The organism is Yersinia alsatica, assembly GCF_025133195.1.
Taxonomy (GTDB): Bacteria; Pseudomonadota; Gammaproteobacteria; order Enterobacterales; family Enterobacteriaceae; genus Yersinia; species Yersinia alsatica.
Window position 1 is genome coordinate 3,303,219 of the sequence record NZ_CP104006.1, and the last position, 26,774, is coordinate 3,329,992.

Here is a 26,774-nt window from a genome sequence, read left to right on the forward strand (position 1 = left end):
AGCGGGCTTTTTTATGGACAGATTTCGGCGTAATTACTTTTTCAGGATCAACAAATAATGATGCAAACTTCGCGCCCCACTTTACAGCTACTCACCGCCACGGCGTGTTACCGCGATGACCCAACTGCACTGTTTCATCAACTTTGCGGCGCGCGCCCTGCCACTTTACTGCTGGAATCAGCAGAGGTGACCAGCAAACAGAACCTGAAAAGTCTGCTCATTATCGATAGCGCACTGCGGATCACCGCATTGGGACAGAAAGTAACCATTGAAGCGCTCACTCGCAATGGCGCGTCTTTATTAGCCTTGTTAGACAGTGCGTTACCGGCTGAAGTTGATATTCAAGTGCGCCCTAATGGTCGTGAACTCACTTTCCCGGTCATTACTGCGGTACAAGATGAAGACTCTCGCCTACAGGCGTTGTCGGTTTTTGATGCTCTGCGCCTGCTATTAAAACTGGTTGATTCCCCAGTCGCCGAGCGCGAAGCCATGTTCCTGGGCGGCCTGTTTGCCTACGATTTAGTCGCCGGTTTTGAAAACTTACCGCCACTGCGCCATGAAAACCGTTGCCCGGATTTCTGCTTCTATCTAGCCGAAACCTTGTTAGTGTTGGATCATCAAAATCGCACCACTCGATTACAAGCCAGTCTGTTCACCCCAGATCTCGCCGAGCATCTGCGTCTGAGTAACCGTTTAGAGCAAATTAGTCATCAGTTACAGCAAGCACCACAGCCGATTCCTGCCAAAGCAGTACCCGAGATGACGTTACAGTGTAACCAATCAGATGCAGAGTATGGCGCGGTAGTCAGTCAGTTGCAACACGCCATTCGTGAGGGTGAAATTTTCCAGGTGGTACCGTCACGCCGCTTCTCTCTAGCTTGCCCATCCCCACTAGCGGCTTACCAAACCCTGAAAGACCATAATCCCAGCCCTTATATGTTCTTTATGCAGGATAACGAATTCGCGCTGTTTGGTGCATCACCTGAAAGCGCACTGAAATACGATGCCACTAACCGCCAAATTGAGATTTACCCCATTGCCGGTACTCGCCCACGTGGCCGCCGTGCCAATGGCGAGTTGGACCGCGATTTAGACAGTCGTATTGAGCTGGAAATGCGTACTGACCATAAAGAGCTTGCTGAGCACTTGATGCTGGTGGATTTAGCCCGTAACGATCTGGCGCGCATTTGTGAGCCCGGTAGCCGTTATGTCGCCGACCTCACTAAAGTTGATCGCTACTCTTTTGTTATGCATCTGGTTTCTCGCGTAGTGGGAACGCTGCGCCAAGACTTGGACGTGCTACATGCTTACCAAGCCTGCATGAATATGGGGACATTGAGCGGCGCGCCAAAAGTTCGGGCCATGCAATTGATTGCTGGCAGCGAAGGTGCGCGACGTGGCAGTTACGGTGGTGCCGTCGGCTATTTTACTGCCCATGGTGACCTGGATACCTGCATTGTTATCCGCTCGGCTTATGTCGAAGACGGTATCGCTACCGTACAAGCCGGTGCCGGTGTTGTACTCGACTCCATTCCACAAGCGGAAGCTGATGAAACCCGCAATAAAGCACGTGCTGTTCTACGGGCGATTGCCACCGCACACCATGCCAGGGAGCTGTTCTAATGGCTGATATCTTGCTACTCGATAATATCGATTCCTTTACTTATAACCTGGTGGATCAACTGCGTTCCAGTGGCCATCGCGTGGTGATTTATCGTAACCACATTGCTGCCGAGACCATTATTGAGTGCCTGCAACAACTCGAACAACCGGTGTTGATGTTGTCCCCTGGCCCCGGCACTCCGGCACAAGCAGGCTGTATGCCTGAATTACTGCAACGCTTACGCGGCCAACTACCGATTATTGGTATTTGCCTGGGTCATCAGGCCATTGTTGAAGCTTATGGCGGCCACGTAGGTCAAGCAGGTGAAATATTGCATGGCAAGGCTTCAGCCATTGAACATGATGGACAAGGGATGTTTGCCGGTATGCCAAATCCATTGCCGGTTGCCCGCTACCACTCATTAGTCGGCAGCAATATCCCAACAGAATTAACCGTTAACGCCCGTTTTGGCGAGATGGTCATGGCGGTTCGTCATGATGCGCATCGGGTTTGTGGCTACCAATTCCACCCGGAATCGATTTTAACCACCCAAGGTGCCCGTTTGCTTGAGCAGACATTGGCCTGGGCGTTAGCGTAAATAAGGAACATAAAATGCAAAATTTACCCTCTAAAGACATGCTGCTGGCCAAAGACCTGTCATTAACCAAAGAGCAGTTATTAGAAAAACTGTTTCAGGCCGAGGTTATGACCCAGCAGGAAAGCCAGATGCTGTTTGCGGCTATCGTGCGTGGCGAACTGGAAGCCAGCCAACTGGCCGCAGCATTAATCAGCATGAAAGTGCGTGGTGAAACCCCGGCCGAGATTGCCGGTGCTGCTCAGGCTTTGTTGGCCGATGCACAACACTTCCCGCGCCCTGACTACTTGTTCGCGGATATCGTCGGTACCGGTGGTGACGGCACAAACAGCATTAATATTTCCACTGCCAGCGCCTTTGTTGCTGCCAGTTGTGGCGTGAAAGTCGCCAAACACGGTAACCGCAGTGTCTCCAGCCGCTCTGGTTCATCAGACCTGCTGGCCGCCTTTGGTATTCGTCTGGATATGCCGGCTGAGCAATCACGGCTGGCATTAGATGAGTTAGGTGTTTGCTTCCTGTTTGCGCCGCAGTATCACACAGGTTTTCGCCATGCCATGCCAGTGCGCCAACAGTTGAAAACCCGTACCTTGTTTAATGTACTGGGGCCACTGATTAACCCTGCCCGCCCACCACTGGCATTAATCGGTGTTTACAGCCCAGAATTGGTGTTGCCCATTGCACAAACACTGAAAGTGCTGGGTTATCAGCGCGCAGCCGTCGTGCATGGCGGCGGAATGGATGAAGTGGCTATTCATGCACCAACGCAGGTTGCAGAACTGAATAACGGCAGCATCGAAAGCTATGAATTATCGCCAGAAGATTTTGGTTTAAACCACTATCCACTGGGTTCGTTGCAAGGTGGCGCACCTGAAGAAAACCGTGACATTTTAGCAAGGTTGTTACAAGGTAAGGGTGAAGCAGCGCATGCCGCAGCCGTCGCGGCTAACGTCGCGTTATTACTGAAGTTGCACGGTCAAGAAAACCTGCGTCATAACGCACAACAAGCATTGGAAATGATTCACAGCGGTCAAGCTTTCTCACGAGTGACCGCTCTGGCAGCAAGAGGATAAATCATGCAGGAAACCGTACTTCACAAAATAGTGCGCGATAAGGAAATCTGGGTTGCCGCGCGGAAATTGCAACAGCCTCTGGCCAGCTTTCAACACGATATCACTCACAGCCAGCGCAACTTTTATCAAGCGCTGCAAGGCGATAAAACCGTTTTTATTCTGGAATGCAAAAAGGCGTCCCCATCCAAGGGGGTCATTCGTGACAATTTTAATCCGGCAGAAATTGCCGCTGTATATAAAAACTACGCCTCCGCTATCTCGGTATTAACTGACGAAAAATACTTCCAAGGCAGCTTTGATTTCTTACCGCAAGTCAGCGCGGTGGTGACTCAACCGGTATTGTGCAAAGACTTTATTATCGATGCTTACCAGATTCAGCTGGCTCGTTTTTACCAGGCTGATGCTATTTTGCTGATGTTGTCAGTGCTGGACGATGATACCTACCGCCAGCTGGCTGCTGTCGCGCATAGCCTGAATATGGGAGTATTGACCGAAGCCAGCAATGCCGAAGAATTGGATCGTGCCATTACACTGGGCGCTAAAGCCGTGGGCATTAATAACCGTGATTTACGCGACTTGTCGATCGACCTTAATCGTACCCGTGAGCTGGCACCTCGTCTGCCTGCCGGCGTCACTGTTATCAGCGAGTCGGGGATTAATTATTACCGCCAGGTGCGCGAACTGAGCCATGTTGCCAACGGTTTCCTGATTGGCAGTGCGCTAATGTCTGAGACAGACCTTAATGCTGCCGTGCGCCGGGTCTTGCTGGGTGAGAATAAAGTCTGCGGACTGACCCGCGCCCAAGATGCCGTTGCTGCCTATCATGCCGGTGCAGTATATGGCGGGTTAATTTTTGTCAGTAGCTCACCACGTCATGTGGACATTGCACAAGCTCGCACGGTGATCAGTGGTGCGCCGCTGAAATACGTCGGCGTGTTCCGTGATGCTGAAATCAATACCGTCCAACAAACTGCCGAGCGCTTATCTCTGGCTGCCGTGCAATTACACGGGCATGAAGACCAGAATTATATCAATCAGTTGCGTGACGTTTTGCCCACCAACTGCCAAATTTGGAAGGCATTGAGTGTCGGTGACACCTTACCCGCGCGCAATTTACAGCATGTCGAACGTTATGTATTGGATAATGGCAACGGCGGTACCGGCCAGCACTTTAACTGGGCACTATTAGCCGGTCACTCGTTGGATAACGTCCTATTGGCAGGCGGATTGGGGGCTGAGAATTGTGACGCAGCGGCTCAACTGGGTGCTGCCAGTCTGGATATCAATTCCGCAGTAGAAAGCGCCCCCGGCATCAAAGACCCACAATTGATCGCCGCCGTATTCCAGACATTGCGCGCTTACTGATTTCTAAACACATTTGAGTTAACCCTCTACCCAATAGATTTCAAGATGCAGGAAGGCGGCAAGCAAGATAATCCCGATGAGCTTACAAAAGTCAGTGATTCGGGTTAGTGAATGCCGCCAACGCACCTGCAGTTTGAAAGATGACGGGCATATAAAGGACAGAAAAATGACCACATTGAATCCTTATTTTGGCGAGTTCGGCGGCATGTATGTGCCCCAGATTCTGATGCCAGCATTGAAGCAACTGGAAGAGGCTTTCGTCAGTGCGCAACTGGACCCTGAGTTTCAGGCGGCATTTCAGGATTTGCTCAAGAACTATGCCGGGCGTCCGACAGCCCTAACTCTGTGTCAGAATCTGACCGCCGGGACCAAAACCAAGTTATATCTCAAGCGCGAAGATCTGCTGCACGGCGGCGCGCATAAGACCAACCAAGTGTTGGGCCAGGCTTTATTAGCCAAACGCATGGGTAAGACTGAAATCATTGCAGAAACCGGTGCCGGCCAGCATGGCGTGGCATCAGCATTAGCTTGCGCCCTACTGGGTTTGAAATGCCGCATTTATATGGGCGCGAAAGATATTGAACGTCAATCACCGAACGTGTTCCGTATGCGGCTGATGGGCGCAGAGGTTATCCCGGTACACAGTGGCTCATCAACCTTAAAAGATGCTTGTAATGAGGCGCTGCGTGACTGGTCTGGCAGCTACGAAACCGCACACTATATGCTGGGAACCGCCGCTGGCCCGCATCCTTATCCAACCATTGTGCGCGAATTCCAGCGGATGATCGGTGAAGAGACCAAAGCGCAAATATTAGCCAGAGAAGGCCGTTTACCGGATGCGGTATTGGCATGTGTCGGCGGTGGCTCAAACGCAATTGGTATGTTTGCTGATTTTATCGATGAAGAAGGTGTTGGCTTAATTGGGGTAGAACCCGCCGGGCTGGGTATCGAAACCGGCCAGCATGGTGCTCCACTTAAACACGGTAAAGTGGGTATCTACTTCGGTATGAAATCACCGATGATGCAAACCAGTGATGGCCAGATTGAAGAGTCTTACTCAATTTCTGCTGGGCTAGACTTCCCGTCTGTTGGGCCACAGCATGCTTACTTGAACAGCATTGGCCGCGCCGATTATGTTTCGGTCACTGATGATGAAGCTTTAGAAGCATTTAAAGCATTGTCATGTAAAGAAGGGATTATCCCGGCATTGGAGTCTTCCCATGCCTTGGCACATGCCCTGAAAATGATTAAAGCATCGCCAGAAAAAGAACAGCTTCTGGTGGTTAATCTGTCCGGGCGTGGTGATAAAGATATTTTCACCGTCCACGATATCCTGAAAGCACGGGGAGAAATTTAATGGAGCGTTATCAGCAGCTTTTCAAACAGTTGGCCGCCAAAAATGAAGGTGCTTTTGTTCCTTTCGTGCAATTAGGCGACCCATCACCGGCAATATCATTAGATATTATTGATACCTTAATTGCCGCAGGTGCAGATGCTTTGGAGTTGGGTATTCCCTTCTCTGATCCACTGGCGGATGGCCCAACCATTCAAAACGCGGCATTGCGGGCTTTTGCTGCAGGCGTGACGCCGGGTATCTGCTTTGAGATGCTGGCCGAGATCCGCAAAAAGCACCCAACCATCCCTATTGGGCTGCTGATGTATGCAAATTTGGTATTCCACAACGGCATTGATACTTTCTATCAGCGCTGTGCCGAGGTGGGTGTTGACTCGGTTCTTATTGCTGACGTGCCATTTGAAGAATCAGCCCCTTTCCGTGCGGCGGCATCCCGTTATGGCATTGCGCCAATCTTCATTTGTCCACCCAATGCGGATGATGATTTATTACGCGAGATCGCTTCTCATGGCCGTGGCTATACTTACTTGCTTTCGCGCGCGGGTGTAACCGGTGCAGAAAATCATGGTCATCTGCCGTTAAACCACTTGATTGATAAACTGCGTGAGTACCATGCAGCTCCGGCACTGCAAGGTTTCGGTATTTCCGAACCTGAGCAGGTAAAAGCCAGTTTAGCGGCGGGTGCCGCCGGAGCAATTTCTGGCTCCGCGATTGTAAAAATCATTGAACATAATCTCTCGCAACCGGCCGAGATGTTGGCTCAGTTATCCCGTTTCGTGACGGAAATGAAAGCCGCCACTCGTCTCTAGTGTTACCCAGCGCCTGAGGGTTTACCCTTTCGGGCGCTATATTCTCTTCTTTTCAAGCTGTTCCACGCCACTTATCTGCCGTTTATTTGAATAAAATTCATTCATAACCAATACTAATTACTGCGTAATACATGCCCTATGTCATCAATAAACATGGAGAGTCATTTATGAAGATTTTCAAGACCTTTTCAGCTTTATGCATTGCAGTAATCATGGCGATGGCTGTTTCAGCCTGTGCACCCACCGCAAAGTCGGAAGGAACGGGGGGTTATCTGGATGACACCGTCGTCACCACTAAAGTGAAGTCAGCGCTGCTGGGTGAGAAGAATCTAAAATCGACTGAAATCAGTGTTGAGACTTTCAAAGGGCGGGTTCAGTTGAGTGGTTTTGTTAGCTCACGTCAGGATGCCAACCGCGCAGTGCAGATCACCCGCACAGTACCAGGGGTGAAGTCTGTTAGTGATCAAATGCTTATCAGATAATTTAACGGTCGGAGGCGCATTGCTGCGCCTCCTTTGTGACCCCATCCTGCCATACCCAGCACGACAGGCTTACCCAAAGTTATTACTGTTACAGGTAGGCAGCCAGTGAGCGCAGCTAATCCCCCTGTAATATCAAGCACGACGGGCTTGCCCTAAGTTATTGCCGTTACAGGTAGGCAGCCAGTGAGCGCATCCCGATGAGCTTACTCAAGTAAGTGATTCGGGTAAGTGAACGCAGCTAACACCCCTGTAGCGGTAAGAACGACGGGCAAGTTAGAAACGATAACCCGCGCCAAACATAAACACCCACGGATCAAGACGAGTATGAATACTCTGCTCTTCACCACCCGCTTTGAATTTGACGTCAGTTTCGATGTTCATCCACCAGACAGACATATTCAGCATCCAGTTCTCGCTGACCATATAATCCAGGCCGGCTTGCCCTGCTACACCCCATGAATCTTTAACATTTAAGTCCGTCAAACCGGCGGAACTGCCGGTGTTATTGAACTTCTCATCAAAGAACGTGGTGTAGTTCAGACCGATCCCCAGATACGGACGCAGTTTGTCTTGTTTATCACGGAAATAATATTGCGCCATTAGGGTCGGTGGCAATTGCTTAACTTCGGCAATATCCCCGGTCGGCCCAAGGCCAATTTTGTGGCGGAACGGCGTAGCCGCCAGCAATTCTACCCCGATATTATCAGTAATGAGATAGCTGAAGGTCAGGCCCAACTGAGTATTGTTATCTGCCTTGAAGGAACCATAACCTAGAACATCATCAGACCCGGCATTTGGTCTGACAGTCGCCGTCCCTGCCCGGAAAATATAATCGCCTGCTTGATGTGCGCTTACCGCAGTCGATGCCAGAGTTGCTACGGCTAACAATGCCAAAGTGACTTTTTTCATTATCCATTCCATTTGTAGGTATATTCGCGAACAGAATATACCTACAAATGAGTATTCATGATCCAATAGAGATCACACCTTTCGTAACAAATTGAATAAATCCTAAATTAAGTAAGGTTATTTAATTCCTTAATAACATTGAAATTGATCTGGATCATAAATGGGCACTTCACATTAAATCGTATTAATACGCATTGATGAAAAAGAGAACAGTGGTCATGCTGCTATGCTTGGATGTCGTATGTGTGAAATCGTGATCGGTTGGCTGTTTACTTTGTAAGGAGCAGTAGATTAAAGATGAGCGCTGAAATTAATCCCTGTGTGAACTGTGGTGCCTGCTGTGCCTATTTTCGGGTGTCATTCTATTGGGCTGAGGCCCAAGAAGGTGGCGGCACCGTTCCTAATGCCATGACTGAGCAAGTCACTCCCTTTATCAGTTGCATGTCTGGCACCAACAGCAAATCCCCCCGCTGTGCCGCCCTGCAAGGAGAGGTCGGTCAGTCTGTTTCCTGCTCAATCTATGGTGATCGACCGCCTCCTTGCCATGAATTTGAACGTTCAGGTGAAACAGGCGTGCGCAATCCACATTGTGATCGCGCCCGCGCCCACTATGGTTTGCCACCGTTACCTATTGATAACATCCAGATAATTAGATTAGAAGAAATCGGTCATTGGCCTATCACGGGATCCCATAGCGCCCCATAACAAGGTATAATCATTGGCTAAGCGCTATTTTTTCGATCCCAAGGAGCTTTCATGCCTATCACGGCTAACACTTTATACCGTGACAGTTTTAACTTTTTACGTAATCAGTTGCCGGCCATCCTGTTACTGGCTTTGCTGACTGCGTTCATTACCGTCATGCTGAATCAGGCATTTATCCCTGGTACAGAACAACTGAGTATTTTGAGTGCCTCAGAAAGTGATTTTGCGTCATCAGGGAATATCAGCATTCGGGATATGGTGGCGCAACTGACGCCTGAGCAACAAATAGTGCTGCTCAAAGTCTCTGCCGCAGCAACCTTTTCCGCATTAGTGGGCAATGTGCTATTAGTCGGTGGGATGCTAACGCTGATGTCGATGGTATCAATGGGGCGTCGTGTTAGCGCATTGCAGGCCATTGGTATTTCTGTGCCTATTTTGCCTCGCTTGCTGTTACTGATGTTTATTGGCACGTTGCTAATCCAGTTAGGATTAATGCTCTTCATCGTGCCCGGTATCGCCATTGCAGTGGCGCTGTCATTGTCGCCAGTTATTGTGACCACTGAAAAAATAGGCGTTTTTGCCGCCATAAAGGCGAGTTCTAAACTGGCCTTTGCCAATGTGCGGTTAATTATCCCTGCCATGATGTTGTGGATAGCGGCTAAATTAGTGTTGCTGTATCTGGTCAATCACTTGACCGTATTACCAGCACCTATTGCCAGTGTCATTTTAAGTGCGCTGAGTAATCTGGTTTCTGCATTATTGCTGGTTTACCTGTTCCGCTTATATATGTTGCTGCGTCCAACCGATGCTAGCGCCTAAATATCGGCTCAGATAGAACCATAAAAAGGGCCATTACGGCCCTTTTCTAGTTTTAAACCTTTTCTATTGACGTTCGATGATAACGAATGCCCATCAGTTAACTTCAGGCTCGCCACCCTCTACTGACTCTTGTTTCTCTGGTTCTTGCTTTTCGGCCACTCGCTGTTTACTTTGAATCAGCTTAAGGGCCAGATACAGATCGGGAACTAAAATCAAATCTTCATCATGGCTTTTTAGCCGATTAATTCGGAACCAGCGCGTCAACTCAGTCCGTCGTCCGGCTAATATCAGCTTAATATTGCGCTGTTTCAAATCACGTTTAAGTTCGTCAATGGCGGCCAGCACACTGATATCAGCATAGGTAAAGCTGGCAACAGCATCGATAACGACCCAATTCGCCGGATGCGGCGTGCTATCAACCAGATTCAAAATTCGCCGCTTGAAATAGGCCACATTGAAATAGGTCAATGGCGAATTAAAGCGATACATCATGACACCGGATACCGGCTTAATACCATTACCGCTACGCATTGAATGGATCATGCCGTCCGCGTTAACCCCCAATAACTGCTCAGTCGGGCGGAATACGGTACGCAGGAATTGTAATAACCCGAGTAACACGGCTAAGCCAATGCCGCTAATCACCCCGACTAACACCACGCTGATAAAGGTAAAAAGCGCCAGATAGAAAGCTTGAGTGTTGCGTTTACGTAACTGCCATAGGCTCCTGAACCCCAGCAATGACCAAGCGGCATAAATCAGCACCACGCCCAATGCCGCGATAGGAATAAATTGCAGTGGACGCGTTAGAAACAGCAGCACCATCGCAATAACCAATGCTGCAATAATAGAAACCAACTGGCTCTTACCATTATTGGCATCATTCACTGCGGTGCGAGTACTGGCCCCGCTGATAGCAAACCCTTGAGACAAGGCCGAGACGATATTGGTGATACCCAATGCGCGCAGTTCGACATCGGCATCAACCTCATAACCATTCTTGGCGGCAAAACTACGCGCCGTCAGCATCATGCTAACAAAACTCACTACAGCCAAGTTGAGCGCGGGGATAACCATGTCACGCAGCAGGCCCGGTTGGAAATCAGGCCAATGCACCATAGGCAGACCACCTTCAAATCCGCCGACGATAGAGACACCAAATTGCTGCATATTGGCGGCCCACGAAACAAAGGTAGCAATGACAATCGCCAACAGCGGCGCAGGCCAGTTGGGCCTTAACCACTTAACGCCATACAGTACCACCAGCGTCAGTAGCGAGATGGCCACGGTTGGCAAATGGGTATTCATCAAATTATGTGGCAGCGCCAACACCCGCTCAATCAGCTGCGGTGGGCGGGTCATAAAGCCAAAAACCTTACCGAGTTGGTCAACGATGATGGTAATGGCAACCCCATTAAGCAACCCGGTCAGTATTGGCCGCGATAATAAATCCGCCAATGCGCCCAGTTTGAAACGGCTGGCCACCAAGCACCATGTCCCCATCATCAATGTCATCATGATCGTGAGTTGCCAGTGCACTTCACTATTACCGGCAGCCAGCGGTGCTACTACCGCGGCGATCACCGCACAAGTGGCGGCATCAGGCCCAACAATCAATTGTCGCGATGAGCCAAAAAATGCATATGCAATCATCGGCAAAATACACGAATACAACCCCACTGCGGCACTGACACCGGTCAATTCGGCATAAGCGATGGCAATGGGTAATGCCACAGCGGCGACGGATAAGCCCGCTCTGACATCTGGCTTGAACCAGTCGCGTTCATAAGCCATTAATTGGGTCAAACCCGGCATCCAATACCGGAGTGATTTTCTCTGCATAGTTACTCCACAAGCTTTAACCCAATATTCACTACGTATCATGCTGGGTTAACGCATGACTGGCAATATACAGACAAAATCTGTTACTTGTTTATCGTAAGTTTCTGCAAATTCCACTGGCAGAGCGCGCATTCCGGCAGATAATTAAGGATAATAGTGTTTTACCGCTGGTACCCTCACCGCACTGAATCCGGTATAGTCGGGCGGTGTACAAATGATGGATTGATTCATGAAGCAACTTTTAGATTTTCTCCCATTGGTCGTATTTTTCGTTTTCTACAAGATGTATGACATTTTTGTCGCCTCAGGGGCGTTGATTGTCGCGACATTGCTGGCATTGGCCTTTACTTGGGTCAAATATCGCAAAGTAGAAAAAATGACATTGGTTACCGCCATTATGGTGCTGGTATTCGGTACCCTAACACTGGCATTCCACAGTGACTTATTCATTAAGTGGAAAGTAACGGTGCTGTATGTGCTGTTCGCTGCTGCGCTGTTAATCAGCCAGTGGTTTATGAAAAAACCATTGATTCAGCGAATGCTGGGCAAAGAACTGACATTACCTGATGCAGTGTGGTCAACGCTGAATATGTCTTGGGCCATCTTCTTCCTGGCCTGCGGCCTGCTGAACATCTATGTCGCATTCTGGTTACCGCAAGATATCTGGGTGAATTTTAAAGTCTTTGGCTTAACCGCACTAACGTTGGTATTCACCCTAATCAGTGGGGTTTATATTTACCGACACATGCCAGAAGAACAGAAAAAGTCGTAACTTTAACGATTACCCCGCTAATAAATGAAGTATTTGCTGCCCACTGACCTTCCAGTGGGCTATTCCAGGTGAGCAGATTTTTAGTAGGCAGAGATGACTCAGGAACAATTATCACCTCGCGGTGAGCAATCATTACCTAACGGTGAATTGGTACTCCGTACCCTTGCAATGCCCGCTGACACTAATGCCAATGGGGATATATTTGGCGGCTGGTTGATGTCGCAAATGGATATCGGCGGTGCTATTCAAGCAAAAGAGATAGCGCAGGGGCGTGTTGTCACGGTACGTGTTGACGGGATGACATTCCTCAAGCCCGTAGCGGTGGGTGATGTCGTATGCTGCTATGCCCGCTGTATCAAGACTGGCCGCAGCTCTATTACTATCAATATCGAAGTCTGGGTGAAAAAAGTCTCTTCCGAGCCTATCGGTCAGCGCTATCGCGCGACTGAAGCGGTCTTCACCTATGTCGCTGTGGATGATGCCGGTAAAGCCCGTGCCTTACCAGATGGCCGCGGTAATTTTGAGGTCGGTGCGACGCAATAGTCGCTAACCGGGTTCTACCGATGCAAAAAGGGTCGCATTAAAGCGACCCTTTTCTATTGTGCTGATTAAATCATGTTTTGAACCAGAGCCTTAATGCTTTAGTTCATCTCCATGTTGCCACCAATCTTGAACACGATGGTCGTAACATAATCTTTAGCGGCAACTGCTTCAAACCGCCACTTACGCATAACCTGCTTCACCTCACGTTCAAAGGTATTGCGCGGAGTCGCTTCCAAGATACGTACATTTGTCACACGGCCATTTTCATCGATGTCGTATTGCACTTTAACCTGCCCTTCAACCCCCAAGGCCAAGGCTCGGGCGGGATAAGTCGGTTTCGCCTTACTCAGTGCTTTTGGCCCTGCTGATGTTGATGCCCCCGGCACTGATGCCTTAGGTGCCGATTTTACCGGCGCATTGTTAGCAACCAGCGCAGGCTCATCAGATTTAAAGGGTTTATCATCCGGTGGCGCCACTGTTTTCTTAACATCGGGCTTCTTCACTTCCGGCTTTTTCACTTCTTTTTTCACCGGTTTAGGTTTTGGCTTAGGTTTCACCGGTTCAGGTATTGCAACGGGCACCGGCTCTGGCAACACCTCAGGCTCTGGTGGTGCCTCTTCAACTGGTTCAGGCTCGGGCTCTGCCTGTGGTTCCGCCGCCGCAGGTTGTGGGGCGGCAAAGGTGGCAATATTGACCATAGTGACAGCAAGCGGCGCGTCCTCGATTTCCGGCTGTTCTCGCATTTGCTCTACTGAAACGTATAGCAATGCCGCAACTACGCTGCCATGTAGCCCTACTGAAAGTGCGATTGGCCATGTAAGGCGTCGACCCAGAAAAAATTTATTTAGCTGCATAATAATTCACTGTCCTCTGATGCAGCTAAGTTTAAATGCAAATAGCAATCATATTCAATAAGCATCTGCAAACTATCTCATCAATAGGCCTTAAATGATGTTTTAAGCGGCAATATCAACGGAATGACACTTTCTATTTACGGTTAGTTATCATTTTATTTCATTATCAATTACCAGTGTATTCCGCGATTTTCCCCTTTACACCCATGATTGAATTTAGCAATGGAACGTGCTGTTATGGAATACCGAGCCAATATCATGATAATGATTTTAAAGGTGAAACATGCTTTATGTAATCTTTGCTACCGATATCCCTGACTCACTTGAAAAGCGTCTATCCGTGCGCCCTGCGCATCTGGCTCGCTTACAAGCATTGCAGGACCAAGGGCGCTTACTGACCGCGGGCCCAAACCCCGCCATTGACAGTGCCGACCCGGGTACTGCCGGGTTCAGCGGTTCAACGGTGATTGCTGAATTCGCCTCACAACAAGAGGCTGAAGCTTGGGCCGAACAAGACCCTTATGTGGCCGCTGGCGTGTACCAGTCGGTTATCGTCAAACCTTATAAGCGGGTATTCTGACAGCATGCTTAGCGGGCCGCCGCGCTAGCATCGTGGCAGCCCTACAGGAAAACTGCTTATCGTCTTTCAATCTCCCCCCCCCTCGCTCCGCGCAATTACATCTATTTAAGTATCTTTACTTATAATTACCGTGAATCATTGTCTAATGGGTTATCGATTTCTCTCTTGAGATATTGAGCTATTTTGTTAAACGCGGAGATGAAAACTATGCAGTGTCCAGTATGCAAAGATACCCAATTGGTAATGTCTGAACGTAAAAGTATTGAGATTGATTACTGCCCAAATTGCCGTGGGGTCTGGCTGGATCGCGGAGAGCTTGATAAAATCATTGAAAAATCAGTAGAAAGTGAGCCTGCAACTGCCTCTTATTCTGAACCTAGAGACCGTGAACGTCATCATGACCGTGATAACCACGGATACGCAAAACCTAAGCATTACAAGAAGAAAAGTTTTCTATCAGAATTATTTGATTAATTGAATTGATAAATACCATTAATCCACACAATACGCCTGGCCTCAGGCGTATTTGATTGACTTCTCTGCGCCCCACTACACTTTGTAGTGTTTCAACCAATGATCTTCGCAAGCTTCCACCGCTTTATCCAGCATGTGTGCAGGTGATTTTAATATCATATGGTCTTTTCTTACCCATACAGGATAAGTATGTTTCCCGGCAGCAATCACTTGTTCAGAATAAATAGCAGCGTGGTATATCAGCTCAGACTCTTCACAATAAATCTCATATTTATACAGTGCGGTACTGGTTTTTAAATCCTCGAAGAATACTGTTTTAGCCAGTTTATATTGAGACATGAACGATAGCCTTTGCTGTAATAGGGATTATATCATCCACTGAACGGCAACATATAACTGTGATACTCACAGCAAAAGCCTGCTAAGTTGATGTCCTGTCGATATAATTTGGCTTTTCTCTCGCAGAGGACCGTCATTTGACGGTGATTAATGCTGGGCTAATATCGCAGTAAATCTATCTGATATTGGCATACTCATAGCGCAATGGAAGATGATTGAGTTCATCCAATACCACCGAGCTAAATAAGTAACCTTGCATGGCATCAACGCCCATATTGGCAAGCTGATTAAACTGCTGATGAGTTTCGACCCCTTCAACAACAACATTCTGACAATGGTCACGTAGACGTATCACCAGATTGTCAAAGGTGACACTCCCAGCCCATTGCCAGTAAAAATGCTTGTCAATTTTTACACATTCGAAGAAGTCACTCGCCGCTGCCGCGATGTGAGCATTGCCACTGCCAAAGTCATCCAACCACAAGCAATATCGTTTAGCCAGCTTACTTAATGGTGTATTCCTCGCCCCTTCACTGAGATTGGGAAAGCTCTCCATTATCTCCAGCCGGATAAAGGGCATTGAGCTCAATAATGCGATGACACTCTCGTCACAAAGCACCGCTTGCGTCATATCAAAATCTATATTTATTGAGAGTATTATTTGATGTTCAATAAACCATTTTTGCTGTTTTTTTACTGCAGATAATTGGTCATACAACAAGGTTGCTTTCATCTGCGCATTAAGTTGATGCAAGAAACGTTCGGTATAAATAGGCGATTTAAAAGAGCTCGTCGTGAACCGACTCAATAACTCTACTGCAAATAATTTACCATTACGTTTGTAAACCGGCTCACAGATAAAAGTGCAATCGACTGCAATGTTTAGCCTGCTATCCACGGTAAAAATCCTTTTATTTGATGAGAACAGCAGTATTGATCAATTGGTAAAATTGATCAATTTTTTATTATTGATCACTAAAAACGATAACAAGAATTGACCAAAGAGAATACGCCAGATAACAACTCATTGATAGATAAGAAAGTATTAGTTAATCACGATGATTATCAAGTTTACTATTTCATATTCATTTATTTAACAGGAGATTGGCCGCCTCGAACAACCCAACAGTAACACCCCTGAAACTGAACGATTAGAACGAAGCGGCCGAATATATAGGGTAGCGCGATGTCATTCTGATGTGAAATAAACTGATAAACCACTATTTTGCACTGTTTATTATTAATAATAACATCAGAATTGTCGCATTTTGTTAATTTAGGATAGGGCTGATTTTTATGCGAAAAAAAGCGTAATTTAAAGAGGAAAATATCATTAGGCAATTTCAGATTAACCACGAAATGTTAAAATCGTCACCAGCAACATCACCACTAGCCGCTGTATAGCTCGAGGGTTTGTAGAGCGGAAATTTAATAACCCGCAGCAACTCAGTATGGCAAAAACAAAAACAACCTCATAAAGAGGCTGTTTTTATTATCGACTACAGTGAATCACCATTCATAAGCCACGGTGAACAATAGCGACCTACGATGCTGATGTTCATGAAGCTGCCGCACACAATAGATATGGCGATAACGCCGCGATTGACCTTCAAGCCAGCGATTTTTACGGCGCTGATTTTGCCGCAGCATACGCCAACGGCCGACCTCATTCTTACTCCGTCTCATGAAACCATTCTTCCAAAGCTGAGAACCGGCTCATTATAGACCTTTCATCTCTTGATCCAAGTCACAGCATGGCAAAAACGCATGTTTGGTCCTAAAACTCGCCACGTTCGAACCGGAATATTAGCAAACGTCTGCTATATTTAGTCTTGCAAGTCCTTTAGCCTAAAAGATTTTATCCAGTAATATATCCGATTAAAGGTTTCGCCTTTACCATACTGTGCGTACACTCTTTAGTGACCGTTTGTGAACAGGATTTCTGCCCTTATGACAACATTTTATACCGTAATCAGTTGGCTCTCAGTTTTTGGCTATTGGTTGCTTATTGCCGGGGTAACATTGCGTATTCTAATGAAACGCAGAGCCGTTCCTTCGGCCATGGCATGGCTGCTTGTTATTTATATTCTGCCTTTGGTGGGGATTATTGCTTACCTCTCATTTGGTGAGCTTCATCTAGGTAAGCGGCGCGCTGAGCGGGCAAAAGCCATGTGGCCTTCCACTGCGCGCTGGCTGAGTGAACTGAAAGACTGCCAGCACATATTTGCCAGCTCAAATAGTGAGGTGGCGACCCCGCTGTTTCAATTATGCGAACGCCGCCAAGGCATCAGTGGCGTTAAAGGTAATCAATTACAATTATTAACCACTACCGATGACACACTTAAAGCGCTAGTGCGTGATATCGAACTGGCGCGCCATAATATAGAAATGGTGTTTTATATCTGGCAACCAGGCGGCCTGGTTGATCAAGTGGCTGAATCACTGATGGCCGCAGCACGACGCGGTGTTCATTGCCGGTTGATGCTCGATTCCGCCGGGAGTCAGCAATTCTTCCGAACCCCATACCCTTCCATGATGCGCAATGCCGGTATCGAAGTGGTCGAGGCGCTTAAAGTCAATGTCTTCCGGGTATTCTTTCGCCGCATGGATTTGCGCCAGCACCGCAAAGTGATCTTGATTGATAACTATGTGGCCTACACCGGCAGTATGAATATGGTAGATCCACGCTTCTTCAAACAAGATGCGGGTGTGGGTCAATGGATTGATATGATGGCGCGTATGGAAGGCCCGGTGGCGACCACTTTAGGTATCGTATATGCCTGTGACTGGGAGATTGAAACCGGCAAACGCATTCTGCCACCGCCGCCAGATACTCATATCATGCCGTTCGAAGAAGAGAGCGGCCATACCATTCAGGTTATTGCTTCCGGCCCGGGTTTCCCTGAGGAAATGATTCATCAGGCATTATTAACCGCCGTGTATGCCGCCCGTAAACAGTTGGTCATGACCACCCCCTATTTAGTCCCGAGCGACGATTTGCTGCATGCCATTTGTACCGCAGCGCAGCGCGGTGTTGATGTCAGCATCATTGTACCGAAAGATAATGACTCGATGATGGTCCGCTGGGCTAGCCGTGGCTTCTTCTCCGAATTGCTTGACGCTGGCGTTAAGATTTACCAGTTTGAAGGGGGTCTGTTGCACAGCAAGAGTGTGCTGGTTGATGGGCAGCTAAGTCTGGTGGGCACCGTCAATCTGGATATGCGCAGCTTATGGCTGAATTTTGAAATCACGCTGGTGATTGATGATGATGGTTTTGGTGCAGATTTGGCGCAGGTGCAAGATGACTATATTGCGCGTTCGGTGTTATTAGATGTCGAACTTTGGAATAAGCGCCCTCTCTGGCACCGGGTCACTGAAAGACTATTCTACTTTTTCAGCCCATTCTTGTAATAAATGGAAAGCTAACTGTCATCCAATTGTAGATTCTCCGAGTTATTAGCTTTCAGCAGCATAATAATTGTAAAAGTGACATAGAGAATGTTTTAATGAGCGCAATCTGCAAATGATAAATGGGAATCTGCAAATGGATCAGAATGCACCAGAGCCAAGCACTATGGACCTTAATAATCGCCTGACTGAAGATGAAACACTGGAACAGGCTTACGATATTTTTCTGGAACTGGCGGGTGATAACCTCGATCCAGCAGATATTTTATTGTTTAACCTTCAGTTTGAAGAGCGTGGCGGTGCTGAGTTGTTTGATCCCGCTGAAGACTGGCAAGACCATGTCGATTTTGATTTAAATCCGGACTTTTTCGCCGAGGTGGTTATTGGCCTTGCTGACAATGACGGTGAAGAGATAAACGATGTATTTGCCCGTGTTCTTCTGTGCCGTGAAAAAGACCATAAACTTTGCCACATTCTGTGGAAAGAGTAATAGGTAACTGCCTTGTAACCCTGACCATCAGTGTTTCTGGGCTGTAGTTATCCGTAAACACTTATCCATAAATACTGATAGAACCATAAATACTGATAGGTCCATAAATACTGATAGGTCCATAAATACTGATAGAAAAATCCCCGCTTATTTATTTGGCGGGGATTTTTTTATGGGCCGATCAATGTCTGATTGCAGTCATCACAAAGGGTCAACTTTCAGGCAAGAGACCGCGTGGCGGAAACTTCCTTCTAATAATGGCCGTGTCTTGGCGCACTCTGGCCCCGCTATCGGGCAGCGAGTACGAAACACACAGCCAGAAGGTGGGTTTATCGGCGACGGTAACTCCCCCTCCAACAGTTGAATAACTTTCGCCCTTTCTTTGTCAGGATCGGGGATAGGTACTGCCGACATCAGTGCCTTGGTATAAGGGTGCTGCGGATTATGATAAACCTCATCATAGGTACCCAATTCCACTGCATGGCCCAAATACATCACCAACACCCGGTCAGAAATATGCTTTACCACCGCCAAATCGTGCGCAATAAAGATCAGAGACAACCCCATCTCACGCTGTAGTTGCTGTAATAAGTTCACAACTTGAGCTTGAATTGACACATCCAGCGCCGACACCGGTTCATCACAAATCACCAGTTTCGGTTCCAGAATCAACGCGCGTGCAATACCAATTCGCTGGCACTGCCCTCCTGAAAATTCATGGGGATAGCGGTTGATTAAGTTCGGCAGCAAGCCCACTTTCAGCATCATGGCTTTAACTTTGTCTTTGATTTCCTGGCGCGGCATTTTGGGATGATACGTCCGCAGTGGCTCGGCAATGATTTCACCAATAGTCATTCGCGGATTTAATGACGCCAAGGGGTCTTGGAATATCATCTGAATATCACTGCGAGTCTCACGCCATTCGGCATCACTCATATTCAGTAGATCTTTACCTAACCACGCCACCGTGCCGCCGGTCGCTTTCACTAAGCCAATAATGGCGCGGGCAAAAGTTGATTTGCCACAACCAGATTCACCCACCACCCCTAAAGTCTCGCCCTCATACAGACGCAGAGTGACACCATCGACGGCTTTGAGTGTTTTACTCGGCTGCCAAAACCACTGTTTACCGTCTTGAATATCAAAATGGACTTTCAGATCAGCCACTTCCAACAACACTTTTTTTTCTGTCATGGCATTCATACCAATTCCCCTACTGGCTTATAGCAGGCACGTAAACGGCCATCACCAAAGTGCTCTAATGCCGGAGCCGTTGAACAGCGGTCCATTGCATATTGGCAACGAGGCTGGAACGGACAGCCTTTCGGCAAGCGCAGTAAATTGGGCGGATTACCCGGAATAGTCATGAGAGAGTCGCCTTCAGCATCAAGACGGGGAACTGCATTCAGTAGACCAATAGAATAAGGATGACTTGGGTGATAAAAAACATCACGCGCCTGACCATACTCCATTGTTCGGCCTGCATACATCACCAGAACTTTATTACAAATACCGGCAACCACCCCCAAGTCATGGGTGATCATGATAATGGCGGTATTAAACTCATTTTTCAGTTCATTCAGCAGAGTCATGATTTGAGCTTGAACGGTTACATCCAGTGCTGTTGTCGGCTCATCAGCAATTAAGAGCTTAGGCCGGCACAGCAATGCCATGGCAATCATCACGCGCTGGCGCATACCACCTGAAAATTCATGGGGATACATGCGCATGCGTTTACGAGCTTCCGGCATTTTCACCGCATCAAGCATGCGGATTGACTCTTCAAAGGCTTCACTCTTACTCATCTTTTTATGCAGTTGCAGCACTTCCATGAGCTGCTCGCCCACGCGCATATAAGGATTCAAAGAGGTCATTGGGTCTTGGAAAATCATCGAGATCTCTTCGGCCCGTAAACGGTTCAGTTGCTTTTCTGGCAGATTCAGAATTTCACGGCCATTAAACTTCGCCGAGCCGCCGATCCGACCATTACTGGCCAGCAACCCCATTAAAGCAAACGCCGTTTGCGATTTACCGGAGCCTGACTCACCCACAATACCCAAAGTTTCACCGGCGCGCAGATCAAAATTAAGCGCGTTAACTGCGGTAACATCACCATCCGGCGTACCGAAGGTGACGGTCAAATCCTTTACATCCAACAGTACATTGTGCTCAAACAAATTAGATTGCTGAACAGTAGACTGATTATCTATCGTCGTCATGGTGCTACTCCTCAGCGATCTTTCGGGTCGAGGGCATCACGCAAGCCATCGCCGATAAAGTTAAAACAGAACAAAGTCACGACCAGGAAACCGGCAGGGAACATCAATAGCCACGGAGAAACCTCCATTGAGTTGGCACCATCACTCAGTAATGCGCCCCAACTGCTCAGCGGCTCTTGGGTCCCTAAACCCAGAAAGCTCAGGAAGGATTCAAACAGAATCATGCTCGGAACCAGCAAAGAAGCGTATACCACAACCACACCTAATACGTTCGGGACGATATGGCGCAAAACAATGTTGCGCGTGGAAACACCGCCCACCACTGCAGCCTCAATGAATTCTTTGCGCTTCAGACTTAACGTTTGCCCGCGCACAATACGCGCCATATCCAGCCAGGAAACCATGCCAATGGCGACAAATATCAACAGGATATTCTGACCAAAGAAGGTCACCAACAGGATAACGAAGAACATGAAAGGAAATGAGTTAAGAATTTCCAGCAGGCGCATCATCAGTGAGTCGACTTTCCCACCAAGATAGCCCGATAAAGATCCATACAGTGTGCCGACAACCACAGCAACCAGCGCGGCAGCAACACCCACCATTAATGATATCCGCCCACCAATGGCGACACGAACCAACAGGTCACGGCCCGATGAATCAGTACCAAAATAGTGGCCAGACTCCATATCAGGTGCGGCTGACATCATGCCCCAATCAGTATCCGCATAAGAAAACTGCGCTAACATTGGGGCCAGAATAACAAATAAGGTAATTAACATCAGGATCACCAAACTGGTGATCGCCGCACGGTTATGAATAAAACGGCGGCGGGCATCCTGCCAGAGGCTGCGCCCTTCAACTTCCAGTTTTTCACTGAAAACTTCCAGAGCTTCGCTATTTTTCTTGCTCAACATAATTGGCGTGCTCCAGTGCTAGTAACGGATTTTTGGATCAATGACAGCATAGAGCACGTCAACAATCGCATTGAATAAAATGGTTAACGCGCCCACTAGAATGGTCAAACTCAAGACCAAAGAGTAATCGCGGTTTAACGCTCCGTTGACGAACAACTGACCAATACCCGGTAGACCAAAGATAGTCTCAATAACCATTGAACCGGTGATAATCCCGACAAATGCCGGTCCCATATAGGACAGCACCGGGAGTAATGCAGGTTTCAAAGCATGACGTAAAACAATCGTTCGCAATGGCAAGCCTTTGGCCCGCGCAGTGCGGATGAAATTGGAGTGGAGAACTTCAATCATTGAACCGCGAGTAATACGCGCGATACTGGCAATATAAGCCAGTGACAGCGCCACCATCGGCAAAATAATAAACTTCGGTGCCCCGCCATTCCAACCCCCACCGGGCAGCCACTTTAATATAATGGCGAACACCAGCACCAATAAAGGTGCGACCACGAAACTGGGAATAACCACCCCGGTCATGGCAAACCCCATTACCGTGTAATCCCATTTGGTATTTTGGTTAAGTGCGGCAATAACACCGGCACTAACCCCTAGAACCACAGCCAGTAAAAATGCAGCGAATCCGAGTTTGGCTGAAACCGGAAACGATGCCGAAACCAGCTCATTTACGGTGTAATCTTTATATTTAAACGAAGGCCCAAGATCACCTTGGGCCAATTGCCCCAAGTAATTGAAATACTGTTTATAAACGGGGTCATTGAGGTGATATTTCGCCTCAATATTCGCCATAACTTCAGGGGGAAGATTACGTTCGCCGGTAAATGGGCTGCCCGGGGCGAGACGCATCATAAAGAATGAAATGGTTATCAAAATAAAAAGTGTCGGAATTGCTTCCAGACAGCGGCGTAGAATAAATTTTAACATTGCCTGTACCTTTAGCCTCTTACTGCGACTTTATATTTCAAAGCAATAAGGGCAGCACACAGATTGAGTGGCTGCCCTTACTAAACTAGTGCTTGATAATATAAAGATCTTTAACGTGCATATTATCCAGTGGATCTTTACCGGTGTAACCACCGACATAAGGTTTCACTAAACGGGCATTCACGTAATAGAACAACGGTACAATCGCAGAATCTTTATCCAGCAACACTTCAGCTTGTTGGTATAAACCAGCGCGCTCTTTCTCTGATTTCACTTTTAGGGTATCGGACATCAGCTTATCAAACGCCGGGCTCTTATAATGCACGGTATTATTACTACTGTCAGATAGCATCATGTTCAAGAATGAGGATGGTTCGTTATAGTCAGCACACCAGCCAGCGCGCGCTACATCGAAAGTCCCTTGATGGCGGGTATCCAAGAAGGTTTTCCACTCTTGGTTTTCCAGCTTAACGTCAACACCCAGGTTTTTCTTCCAGATAGATGCGGCAGCAATAGCCAGTTTCTTATGCAAATCGGATGTGTTGTATAACAGGTTGAATGTCAGAGGCTTATCTTGGGTATAGCCCGCTTCTGCCAGCAGTTTCTTAGCCACTTCATTACGTTTTTCTTGTGTCCAGCTAAACCATTCTGGTGGCGTCAACTCAGCACCACTGGTGTACGGCGGGGTGAAACCATAGGCCGGTAAATCACCTTGGTTTTTCACTTTGTTCACAATGATGTCGCGATCCATACCCAGCTTCAGCGCTTCACGCACTCGAGCATCGGTGAATGGTGCTTTCTGGTTGTTGATTTCGTAGTAGTAAGTACACAGATACGGGTCAACATGAACTTCTTGTGGGATCTCTTTTTTCAGCTTCTGGAACAATTCAATCGGCATGTTGTTATACGTCATGTCGATTTCGCCGCTGCGATAGCGGTTAACGTCAGTCACTTCAGAAGAGATTGGCAGGTAAGTTACCTGATTAATCACAGTTTTGGCGTTATCCCAATAAGTCGGGCTACGCTCTAATACAATACGTTCGTTAACGGTCCAGTCTTTCAACTTATAGGCACCATTACCGACAAAGTTTTGTGGCTGAGTCCACTTCTCACCAAACTTCTCAATCACAGTTTTATTAACCGGAGACATAGATGGGTGAGCTAACAGCTTATCCAAATAAGGTACAGGTTCAGTCAGCGTAACTTCCAGAGTATGGTCATCCAACGCCTTCACACCCAAAGTGTCAGGTGCTTTTTTGCCGGTGATAATATCGTCGATATTGGCAATATGCGCATATTGCACATAGCTGGCATAAGGAGAGACTGTTTTAGGATCGGCCAAACGCTGCCAACTATAAACAAAATCCTGTGCCGTTACAGGGTCACCATTTGACCATTTAGCATCTTTACGAAGATGGAAAGTCCAAACTTTAAAGTCCTTATTATCCCAGCTTTCTGCAACACCCGGCAGGATTTTGCCGTTAGGATCGTTAATAACTAATCCTTCTAACAGGTCACGCGAGATATTTGATTCTGGCACACCTTCAATTTTATGTGGGTCCAGCGACTGAGGCTCGGAACCATTATTGCGGACTAACACTTGTTTCTCTGCCAGTTGCACGCCTGCCGGCACATTAGCCGCAAACGTATTTCCCACAGCCATCATACCCAAGGCAGCCACAATACCCGCAGCCAGGAGACTTTTCTTTGTGATGTTGGTCATGCTTATATCCACTCCAGTTTTTATTATTGCATCACCCAGTGACTGGGCAAGCTTCACCTTTAAAAGGTATTTTTAAATTACATCGCTCGGGGAACGAATCCGACGATATAAACACCCTATGTATTAGCACCAGACGAAAATTCGTACTGTGTTATACATCCCTATTACTCTGTCTTTTCTAAACACTTTGTGGCACGGTTTCTTGCTACAGCCAATATGACTAATAACTACATGGTTAATAACTACATGGCTAATAACTACAACTTACGAATATACAGATTTTTCAAATCCACCAAATCTTGTGGGTCTTTACCGGTAAACCCACCGACTGTCGGTCGAATAAGCCGGACACTGACGCGATAATAGACCGGCACCATAGCCGAGTCTTTATCCAATAAATTTTCCGCTTGCTGATACAAAGCAGTGCGTGCTTTAGCATCGGGAGCCGCCAACGTTTTGGCTAACAGCGCATCAAACTCAGGGTTCTTGTAGAAGAATGTATTATTGCTGCTATCTGACAACAACATATTAAGGAAGGCGGTCGGCTCATTATAATCACCGCACCAGGTTGCTCTGGCGACATCAAATTGGCCCTGATGGCGGCTTTCTAATGATGTTTTCCACTCTTGGTTTTGCAACGTTACCGTTGCACCCAGATTTTTTTGCCACATAGATGCGGCGGCAATTGCCTGTTGTTTATTTTGATCTGAGGTGTTGTAGAGCAAATTAAACTTCAATGGGTTTTCGGCATTATAGCCCGCTTCAGCAAGCAGTTTCTTCGCCTCAGCATTGCGTTGTTCCTGAGACCAACTGGCCCACTCTGGTCGCGCAAAATTACCGCCGTCAGTAAATGTTGGGGTAAAACCATAAGCGGGGATCTGCCCTTGCCCCATAATTTTGGTCGCGATGATGTCGCGGTCCAAGGTTAATTTGATTGCTGTTCTTACCCTTACATCAGTAAATGGCGCTTTCTTATTATTAATTTCGTAATAGAAGGTGCAAAGGTATGGGCTGACGTGAACCTGCGATGGCAGGTCTTTTTTCATCTTGGCAAATAAATTGGGCGGGATTGCGCTATTGGTAATATCAATTTCACCACTGCGATAACGGTTAATGTCACTGACTTCCGAGGTTATCGGTAAGAAAGTAGCCTTATTAATAACCGTTTCTTTGTTATTCCAATAAGTCGGGTTACGTTCAAGCACAATGCGCTCGTTGACTACCCAATCTTTCAGCCGGTAAGCACCATTCCCCACAAAATTCTGTGGAAGAGTCCATTTATCACCATATTTCTCAACAATATCGCGCCTAACTGGTTTCATCGAGGTGTGTGACAGCATACTGATAAAATAAGGGACGGGTTCAGTCAACGTGACTTGCAAGGTTTTATTATCGAGCGCTTTTACACCTAATTCATCCGGCGTTTTAGTCCCTTTCAAGACTTCATCAACATTTTCAATTTGGGCATACTGCAAATAGCTGGCGTAGGGTGAACCTATTTTAGGATTAGCCAAACGTTGCCAACTATAAACAAAATCCTGCGCAGTGACTGGCGTACCATCACTCCAAACGGCATCATCCCGCAGATGGAAAGTCCAGATTTTATAGCCGTCATTATCCCAGTGAGTTGCCACCGCTGGAATAACATGCCCATTGGCATCATTACTCACCAATCCTTCTAATAGATTTAGAATTATATTAGTTTCGGGATTTCCTTCGACCTTATGCGGGTCCAAAGAGGCGACCTCGGAACCATTATTGATGGTAATACTCTGATCTATCGCTAATACCACACCATTAGGAACAGTTGCTGCCATTGCTACAGAGGAAAATGATAAACCCAGAATAGTGCTAATTATTGCCAGTGGTCGCTGCTTAAACTTTATTTGCATTTCTAACCGCCCATTTACGAGATTTATGATGTTTTTCTCTAGGTTTGCGTCAATCTGCTGCCCACAACGAC

General features: G+C 47.4%; 25 protein-coding genes, 1 pseudogene and 1 other annotated feature (1 of these 27 only partly in view). Of the genes and pseudogenes, 14 read left to right on the forward strand and 12 right to left on the reverse strand.

The annotated features are described in order from the left end of the window. Positions 1 to 15, forward strand: a sequence feature (Trp leader region) (it extends 87 nt beyond the left edge of the window). 45 nt (positions 16 to 60) lie between these two features. The 6 genes and pseudogenes from N0H69_RS14680 (at position 61) to N0H69_RS14705 (ending at position 7,278) form a co-directional block, all read left to right on the forward strand. Continuing rightward, entirely contained in the window at positions 61 to 1,623 is a 1,563-nt protein-coding gene (locus N0H69_RS14680) for an anthranilate synthase component 1 (RefSeq protein ID WP_050146514.1), read from the forward strand. Continuing rightward, positions 1,623 to 3,268 (forward strand): annotated as a pseudogene (gene trpD / locus N0H69_RS14685) (bifunctional anthranilate synthase glutamate amidotransferase component TrpG/anthranilate phosphoribosyltransferase TrpD). Before N0H69_RS14680 ends, trpD begins: the two are co-directional and overlap by 1 nt. A gap of 3 nt (positions 3,269 to 3,271) precedes the next feature. Continuing rightward, on the forward strand, positions 3,272 to 4,633 hold the full coding sequence (gene trpCF, locus N0H69_RS14690) for a bifunctional indole-3-glycerol-phosphate synthase TrpC/phosphoribosylanthranilate isomerase TrpF (protein ID WP_151420041.1): 1,362 nt from the start codon (positions 3,272 to 3,274) through the stop codon (positions 4,631 to 4,633). A 166-nt stretch (positions 4,634 to 4,799) separates the two neighbouring features. Beyond that, complete coding sequence (trpB, locus tag N0H69_RS14695; RefSeq protein WP_050110464.1) at positions 4,800 to 5,990, forward strand: tryptophan synthase subunit beta; 1,191 nt, start codon at positions 4,800 to 4,802, stop codon at positions 5,988 to 5,990. Beyond that, positions 5,990 to 6,796 carry a tryptophan synthase subunit alpha gene (trpA, locus tag N0H69_RS14700; protein WP_050122192.1) on the forward strand — a complete coding sequence of 269 codons (807 nt, stop codon included), beginning with the start codon at positions 5,990 to 5,992 and terminating at the stop codon, positions 6,794 to 6,796. Before trpB ends, trpA begins: the two co-directional genes overlap by 1 nt. Positions 6,797 to 6,963: 167 nt before the next feature. Further along, the gene (locus tag N0H69_RS14705) at positions 6,964 to 7,278 is read left to right on the forward strand and encodes a BON domain-containing protein (protein WP_050110466.1); all 315 of its coding nucleotides are present in this window, start codon (positions 6,964 to 6,966) and stop codon (positions 7,276 to 7,278) included. 273 nt (positions 7,279 to 7,551) lie between these two features. Here the strand turns inward: N0H69_RS14705 and ompW are convergent, their stop codons facing one another. Beyond that, the gene (gene ompW / locus N0H69_RS14710) at positions 7,552 to 8,187 is read right to left on the reverse strand and encodes an outer membrane protein OmpW (RefSeq protein WP_072077755.1); all 636 of its coding nucleotides are present in this window, start codon (positions 8,185 to 8,187) and stop codon (positions 7,552 to 7,554) included. Between the two features lie 297 nt (positions 8,188 to 8,484). Between ompW and N0H69_RS14715 the strand changes: the two genes are divergently transcribed. Further along, positions 8,485 to 8,892 carry a YkgJ family cysteine cluster protein gene (locus N0H69_RS14715; RefSeq protein ID WP_050110468.1) on the forward strand — a complete coding sequence of 136 codons (408 nt, stop codon included), beginning with the start codon at positions 8,485 to 8,487 and terminating at the stop codon, positions 8,890 to 8,892. 51 nt (positions 8,893 to 8,943) lie between these two features. Continuing rightward, entirely contained in the window at positions 8,944 to 9,711 is a 768-nt protein-coding gene (locus tag N0H69_RS14720) for a YciC family protein (RefSeq protein WP_050152464.1), read from the forward strand. A gap of 93 nt (positions 9,712 to 9,804) precedes the next feature. On the opposite strand, the gene N0H69_RS14725 is transcribed toward N0H69_RS14720, so the two are convergent. Further along, a complete protein-coding gene (locus N0H69_RS14725; protein WP_050152463.1) occupies positions 9,805 to 11,553 on the reverse strand; it encodes a SulP family inorganic anion transporter in 1,749 nt (582 codons plus the stop codon). A gap of 229 nt (positions 11,554 to 11,782) precedes the next feature. Here N0H69_RS14725 and N0H69_RS14730 point away from each other — a divergent pair, with 229 nt between their 5' ends. Both N0H69_RS14730 and yciA read left to right on the forward strand, forming a co-directional pair. Further along, the gene (locus N0H69_RS14730; RefSeq protein ID WP_050110471.1) at positions 11,783 to 12,325 is read left to right on the forward strand and encodes a septation protein A; all 543 of its coding nucleotides are present in this window, start codon (positions 11,783 to 11,785) and stop codon (positions 12,323 to 12,325) included. 93 nt (positions 12,326 to 12,418) lie between these two features. Further along, positions 12,419 to 12,868, forward strand: coding sequence for an acyl-CoA thioester hydrolase YciA (gene yciA / locus N0H69_RS14735; RefSeq protein ID WP_050152462.1), 450 nt, complete (start codon positions 12,419 to 12,421; stop codon positions 12,866 to 12,868). Between the two features lie 98 nt (positions 12,869 to 12,966). On the opposite strand, the gene tonB is transcribed toward yciA, so the two are convergent. Next, positions 12,967 to 13,722, reverse strand: coding sequence for a TonB system transport protein TonB (gene tonB, locus N0H69_RS14740; protein ID WP_050110473.1), 756 nt, complete (start codon positions 13,720 to 13,722; stop codon positions 12,967 to 12,969). Between the two features lie 283 nt (positions 13,723 to 14,005). Between tonB and N0H69_RS14745 the strand changes: the two genes are divergently transcribed. Continuing rightward, complete coding sequence (locus N0H69_RS14745) at positions 14,006 to 14,302, forward strand: YciI family protein (RefSeq protein WP_050296647.1); 297 nt, start codon at positions 14,006 to 14,008, stop codon at positions 14,300 to 14,302. 207 nt (positions 14,303 to 14,509) lie between these two features. Next, a complete protein-coding gene (locus N0H69_RS14750; RefSeq protein WP_050110475.1) occupies positions 14,510 to 14,776 on the forward strand; it encodes a TFIIB-type zinc ribbon-containing protein in 267 nt (88 codons plus the stop codon). 75 nt (positions 14,777 to 14,851) lie between these two features. On the opposite strand, the gene N0H69_RS14755 is transcribed toward N0H69_RS14750, so the two are convergent. From N0H69_RS14755 to N0H69_RS14765, 3 genes are all read right to left on the reverse strand, one after another. Continuing rightward, positions 14,852 to 15,115, reverse strand: coding sequence for a hypothetical protein (locus N0H69_RS14755; protein WP_050152460.1), 264 nt, complete (start codon positions 15,113 to 15,115; stop codon positions 14,852 to 14,854). 175 nt (positions 15,116 to 15,290) lie between these two features. Further along, on the reverse strand, positions 15,291 to 16,013 hold the full coding sequence (locus N0H69_RS14760; protein WP_050122187.1) for an EAL domain-containing protein: 723 nt from the start codon (positions 16,011 to 16,013) through the stop codon (positions 15,291 to 15,293). A gap of 611 nt (positions 16,014 to 16,624) precedes the next feature. Continuing rightward, the gene (locus N0H69_RS14765; RefSeq protein WP_050110477.1) at positions 16,625 to 16,801 is read right to left on the reverse strand and encodes a YciY family protein; all 177 of its coding nucleotides are present in this window, start codon (positions 16,799 to 16,801) and stop codon (positions 16,625 to 16,627) included. A 264-nt stretch (positions 16,802 to 17,065) separates the two neighbouring features. Between N0H69_RS14765 and cls the strand changes: the two genes are divergently transcribed. Both cls and N0H69_RS14775 read left to right on the forward strand, forming a co-directional pair. Next, positions 17,066 to 18,526, forward strand: coding sequence for a cardiolipin synthase (cls, locus tag N0H69_RS14770; RefSeq protein WP_050110478.1), 1,461 nt, complete (start codon positions 17,066 to 17,068; stop codon positions 18,524 to 18,526). A gap of 163 nt (positions 18,527 to 18,689) precedes the next feature. After that, positions 18,690 to 19,013 (forward strand): HI1450 family dsDNA-mimic protein, encoded by a 324-nt coding sequence (locus N0H69_RS14775; RefSeq protein WP_032910897.1) that lies wholly within the window; start codon positions 18,690 to 18,692, stop codon positions 19,011 to 19,013. A 201-nt stretch (positions 19,014 to 19,214) separates the two neighbouring features. Here N0H69_RS14775 and oppF read toward each other — a convergent pair whose 3' ends face one another. The 6 genes from oppF to N0H69_RS14805 form a co-directional block, all read right to left on the reverse strand. After that, positions 19,215 to 20,216, reverse strand: coding sequence for a murein tripeptide/oligopeptide ABC transporter ATP binding protein OppF (gene oppF, locus N0H69_RS14780; protein ID WP_050110479.1), 1,002 nt, complete (start codon positions 20,214 to 20,216; stop codon positions 19,215 to 19,217). Beyond that, positions 20,213 to 21,232 carry an ABC transporter ATP-binding protein gene (locus N0H69_RS14785; protein WP_050110480.1) on the reverse strand — a complete coding sequence of 340 codons (1,020 nt, stop codon included), beginning with the start codon at positions 21,230 to 21,232 and terminating at the stop codon, positions 20,213 to 20,215. The genes oppF and N0H69_RS14785 overlap by 4 nt, the downstream gene beginning before the upstream one ends. 11 nt (positions 21,233 to 21,243) lie before the next feature. Then, positions 21,244 to 22,152 carry an oligopeptide ABC transporter permease OppC gene (gene oppC / locus N0H69_RS14790; RefSeq protein ID WP_050110481.1) on the reverse strand — a complete coding sequence of 303 codons (909 nt, stop codon included), beginning with the start codon at positions 22,150 to 22,152 and terminating at the stop codon, positions 21,244 to 21,246. Between the two features lie 15 nt (positions 22,153 to 22,167). Further along, complete coding sequence (gene oppB / locus N0H69_RS14795) at positions 22,168 to 23,088, reverse strand: oligopeptide ABC transporter permease OppB (RefSeq protein WP_004875191.1); 921 nt, start codon at positions 23,086 to 23,088, stop codon at positions 22,168 to 22,170. An 85-nt stretch (positions 23,089 to 23,173) separates the two neighbouring features. After that, the gene (gene oppA, locus N0H69_RS14800) at positions 23,174 to 24,811 is read right to left on the reverse strand and encodes an oligopeptide ABC transporter substrate-binding protein OppA (RefSeq protein WP_050146487.1); all 1,638 of its coding nucleotides are present in this window, start codon (positions 24,809 to 24,811) and stop codon (positions 23,174 to 23,176) included. 257 nt (positions 24,812 to 25,068) lie between these two features. Next, positions 25,069 to 26,703 (reverse strand): ABC transporter substrate-binding protein, encoded by a 1,635-nt coding sequence (locus N0H69_RS14805; RefSeq protein ID WP_050136465.1) that lies wholly within the window; start codon positions 26,701 to 26,703, stop codon positions 25,069 to 25,071. Positions 26,704 to 26,774 lie beyond the last annotated feature (71 nt).

Bases quoted from the DNA above. Each gene is read 5' to 3' on its own strand.
- N0H69_RS14715 (WP_050110468.1), top strand. From the start codon at position 8,485: ATGAGCGCTGAAATTAATCCCTGTGTGAACTGTGGTGCCTGCTGTGCC.
- trpB (WP_050110464.1), top strand. From the start codon at position 4,800: ATGACCACATTGAATCCTTATTTTGGCGAGTTCGGCGGCATGTATGTG.
- N0H69_RS14730 (WP_050110471.1), top strand. From the start codon at position 11,783: ATGAAGCAACTTTTAGATTTTCTCCCATTGGTCGTATTTTTCGTTTTC.
- ompW (WP_072077755.1), bottom strand. From the start codon at position 8,187: ATGAAAAAAGTCACTTTGGCATTGTTAGCCGTAGCAACTCTGGCATCG.
- N0H69_RS14750 (WP_050110475.1), top strand. From the start codon at position 14,510: ATGCAGTGTCCAGTATGCAAAGATACCCAATTGGTAATGTCTGAACGT.
- yciA (WP_050152462.1), top strand. From the start codon at position 12,419: ATGACTCAGGAACAATTATCACCTCGCGGTGAGCAATCATTACCTAAC.
- oppB (WP_004875191.1), bottom strand. From the start codon at position 23,088: ATGTTAAAATTTATTCTACGCCGCTGTCTGGAAGCAATTCCGACACTT.
- N0H69_RS14755 (WP_050152460.1), bottom strand. From the start codon at position 15,115: ATGTCTCAATATAAACTGGCTAAAACAGTATTCTTCGAGGATTTAAAA.
- trpCF (WP_151420041.1), top strand. From the start codon at position 3,272: ATGCAGGAAACCGTACTTCACAAAATAGTGCGCGATAAGGAAATCTGG.
- trpA (WP_050122192.1), top strand. From the start codon at position 5,990: ATGGAGCGTTATCAGCAGCTTTTCAAACAGTTGGCCGCCAAAAATGAA.
- N0H69_RS14725 (WP_050152463.1), bottom strand. From the start codon at position 11,553: ATGCAGAGAAAATCACTCCGGTATTGGATGCCGGGTTTGACCCAATTA.
- N0H69_RS14720 (WP_050152464.1), top strand. From the start codon at position 8,944: ATGCCTATCACGGCTAACACTTTATACCGTGACAGTTTTAACTTTTTA.
- tonB (WP_050110473.1), bottom strand. From the start codon at position 13,722: ATGCAGCTAAATAAATTTTTTCTGGGTCGACGCCTTACATGGCCAATC.
- N0H69_RS14785 (WP_050110480.1), bottom strand. From the start codon at position 21,232: ATGACGACGATAGATAATCAGTCTACTGTTCAGCAATCTAATTTGTTT.
- N0H69_RS14765 (WP_050110477.1), bottom strand. From the start codon at position 16,801: ATGAGACGGAGTAAGAATGAGGTCGGCCGTTGGCGTATGCTGCGGCAA.
- oppF (WP_050110479.1), bottom strand. From the start codon at position 20,216: ATGAATGCCATGACAGAAAAAAAAGTGTTGTTGGAAGTGGCTGATCTG.
- N0H69_RS14705 (WP_050110466.1), top strand. From the start codon at position 6,964: ATGAAGATTTTCAAGACCTTTTCAGCTTTATGCATTGCAGTAATCATG.
- N0H69_RS14680 (WP_050146514.1), top strand. From the start codon at position 61: ATGCAAACTTCGCGCCCCACTTTACAGCTACTCACCGCCACGGCGTGT.
- N0H69_RS14775 (WP_032910897.1), top strand. From the start codon at position 18,690: ATGGACCTTAATAATCGCCTGACTGAAGATGAAACACTGGAACAGGCT.
- N0H69_RS14745 (WP_050296647.1), top strand. From the start codon at position 14,006: ATGCTTTATGTAATCTTTGCTACCGATATCCCTGACTCACTTGAAAAG.
- oppA (WP_050146487.1), bottom strand. From the start codon at position 24,811: ATGACCAACATCACAAAGAAAAGTCTCCTGGCTGCGGGTATTGTGGCT.
- cls (WP_050110478.1), top strand. From the start codon at position 17,066: ATGACAACATTTTATACCGTAATCAGTTGGCTCTCAGTTTTTGGCTAT.
- N0H69_RS14805 (WP_050136465.1), bottom strand. From the start codon at position 26,703: ATGCAAATAAAGTTTAAGCAGCGACCACTGGCAATAATTAGCACTATT.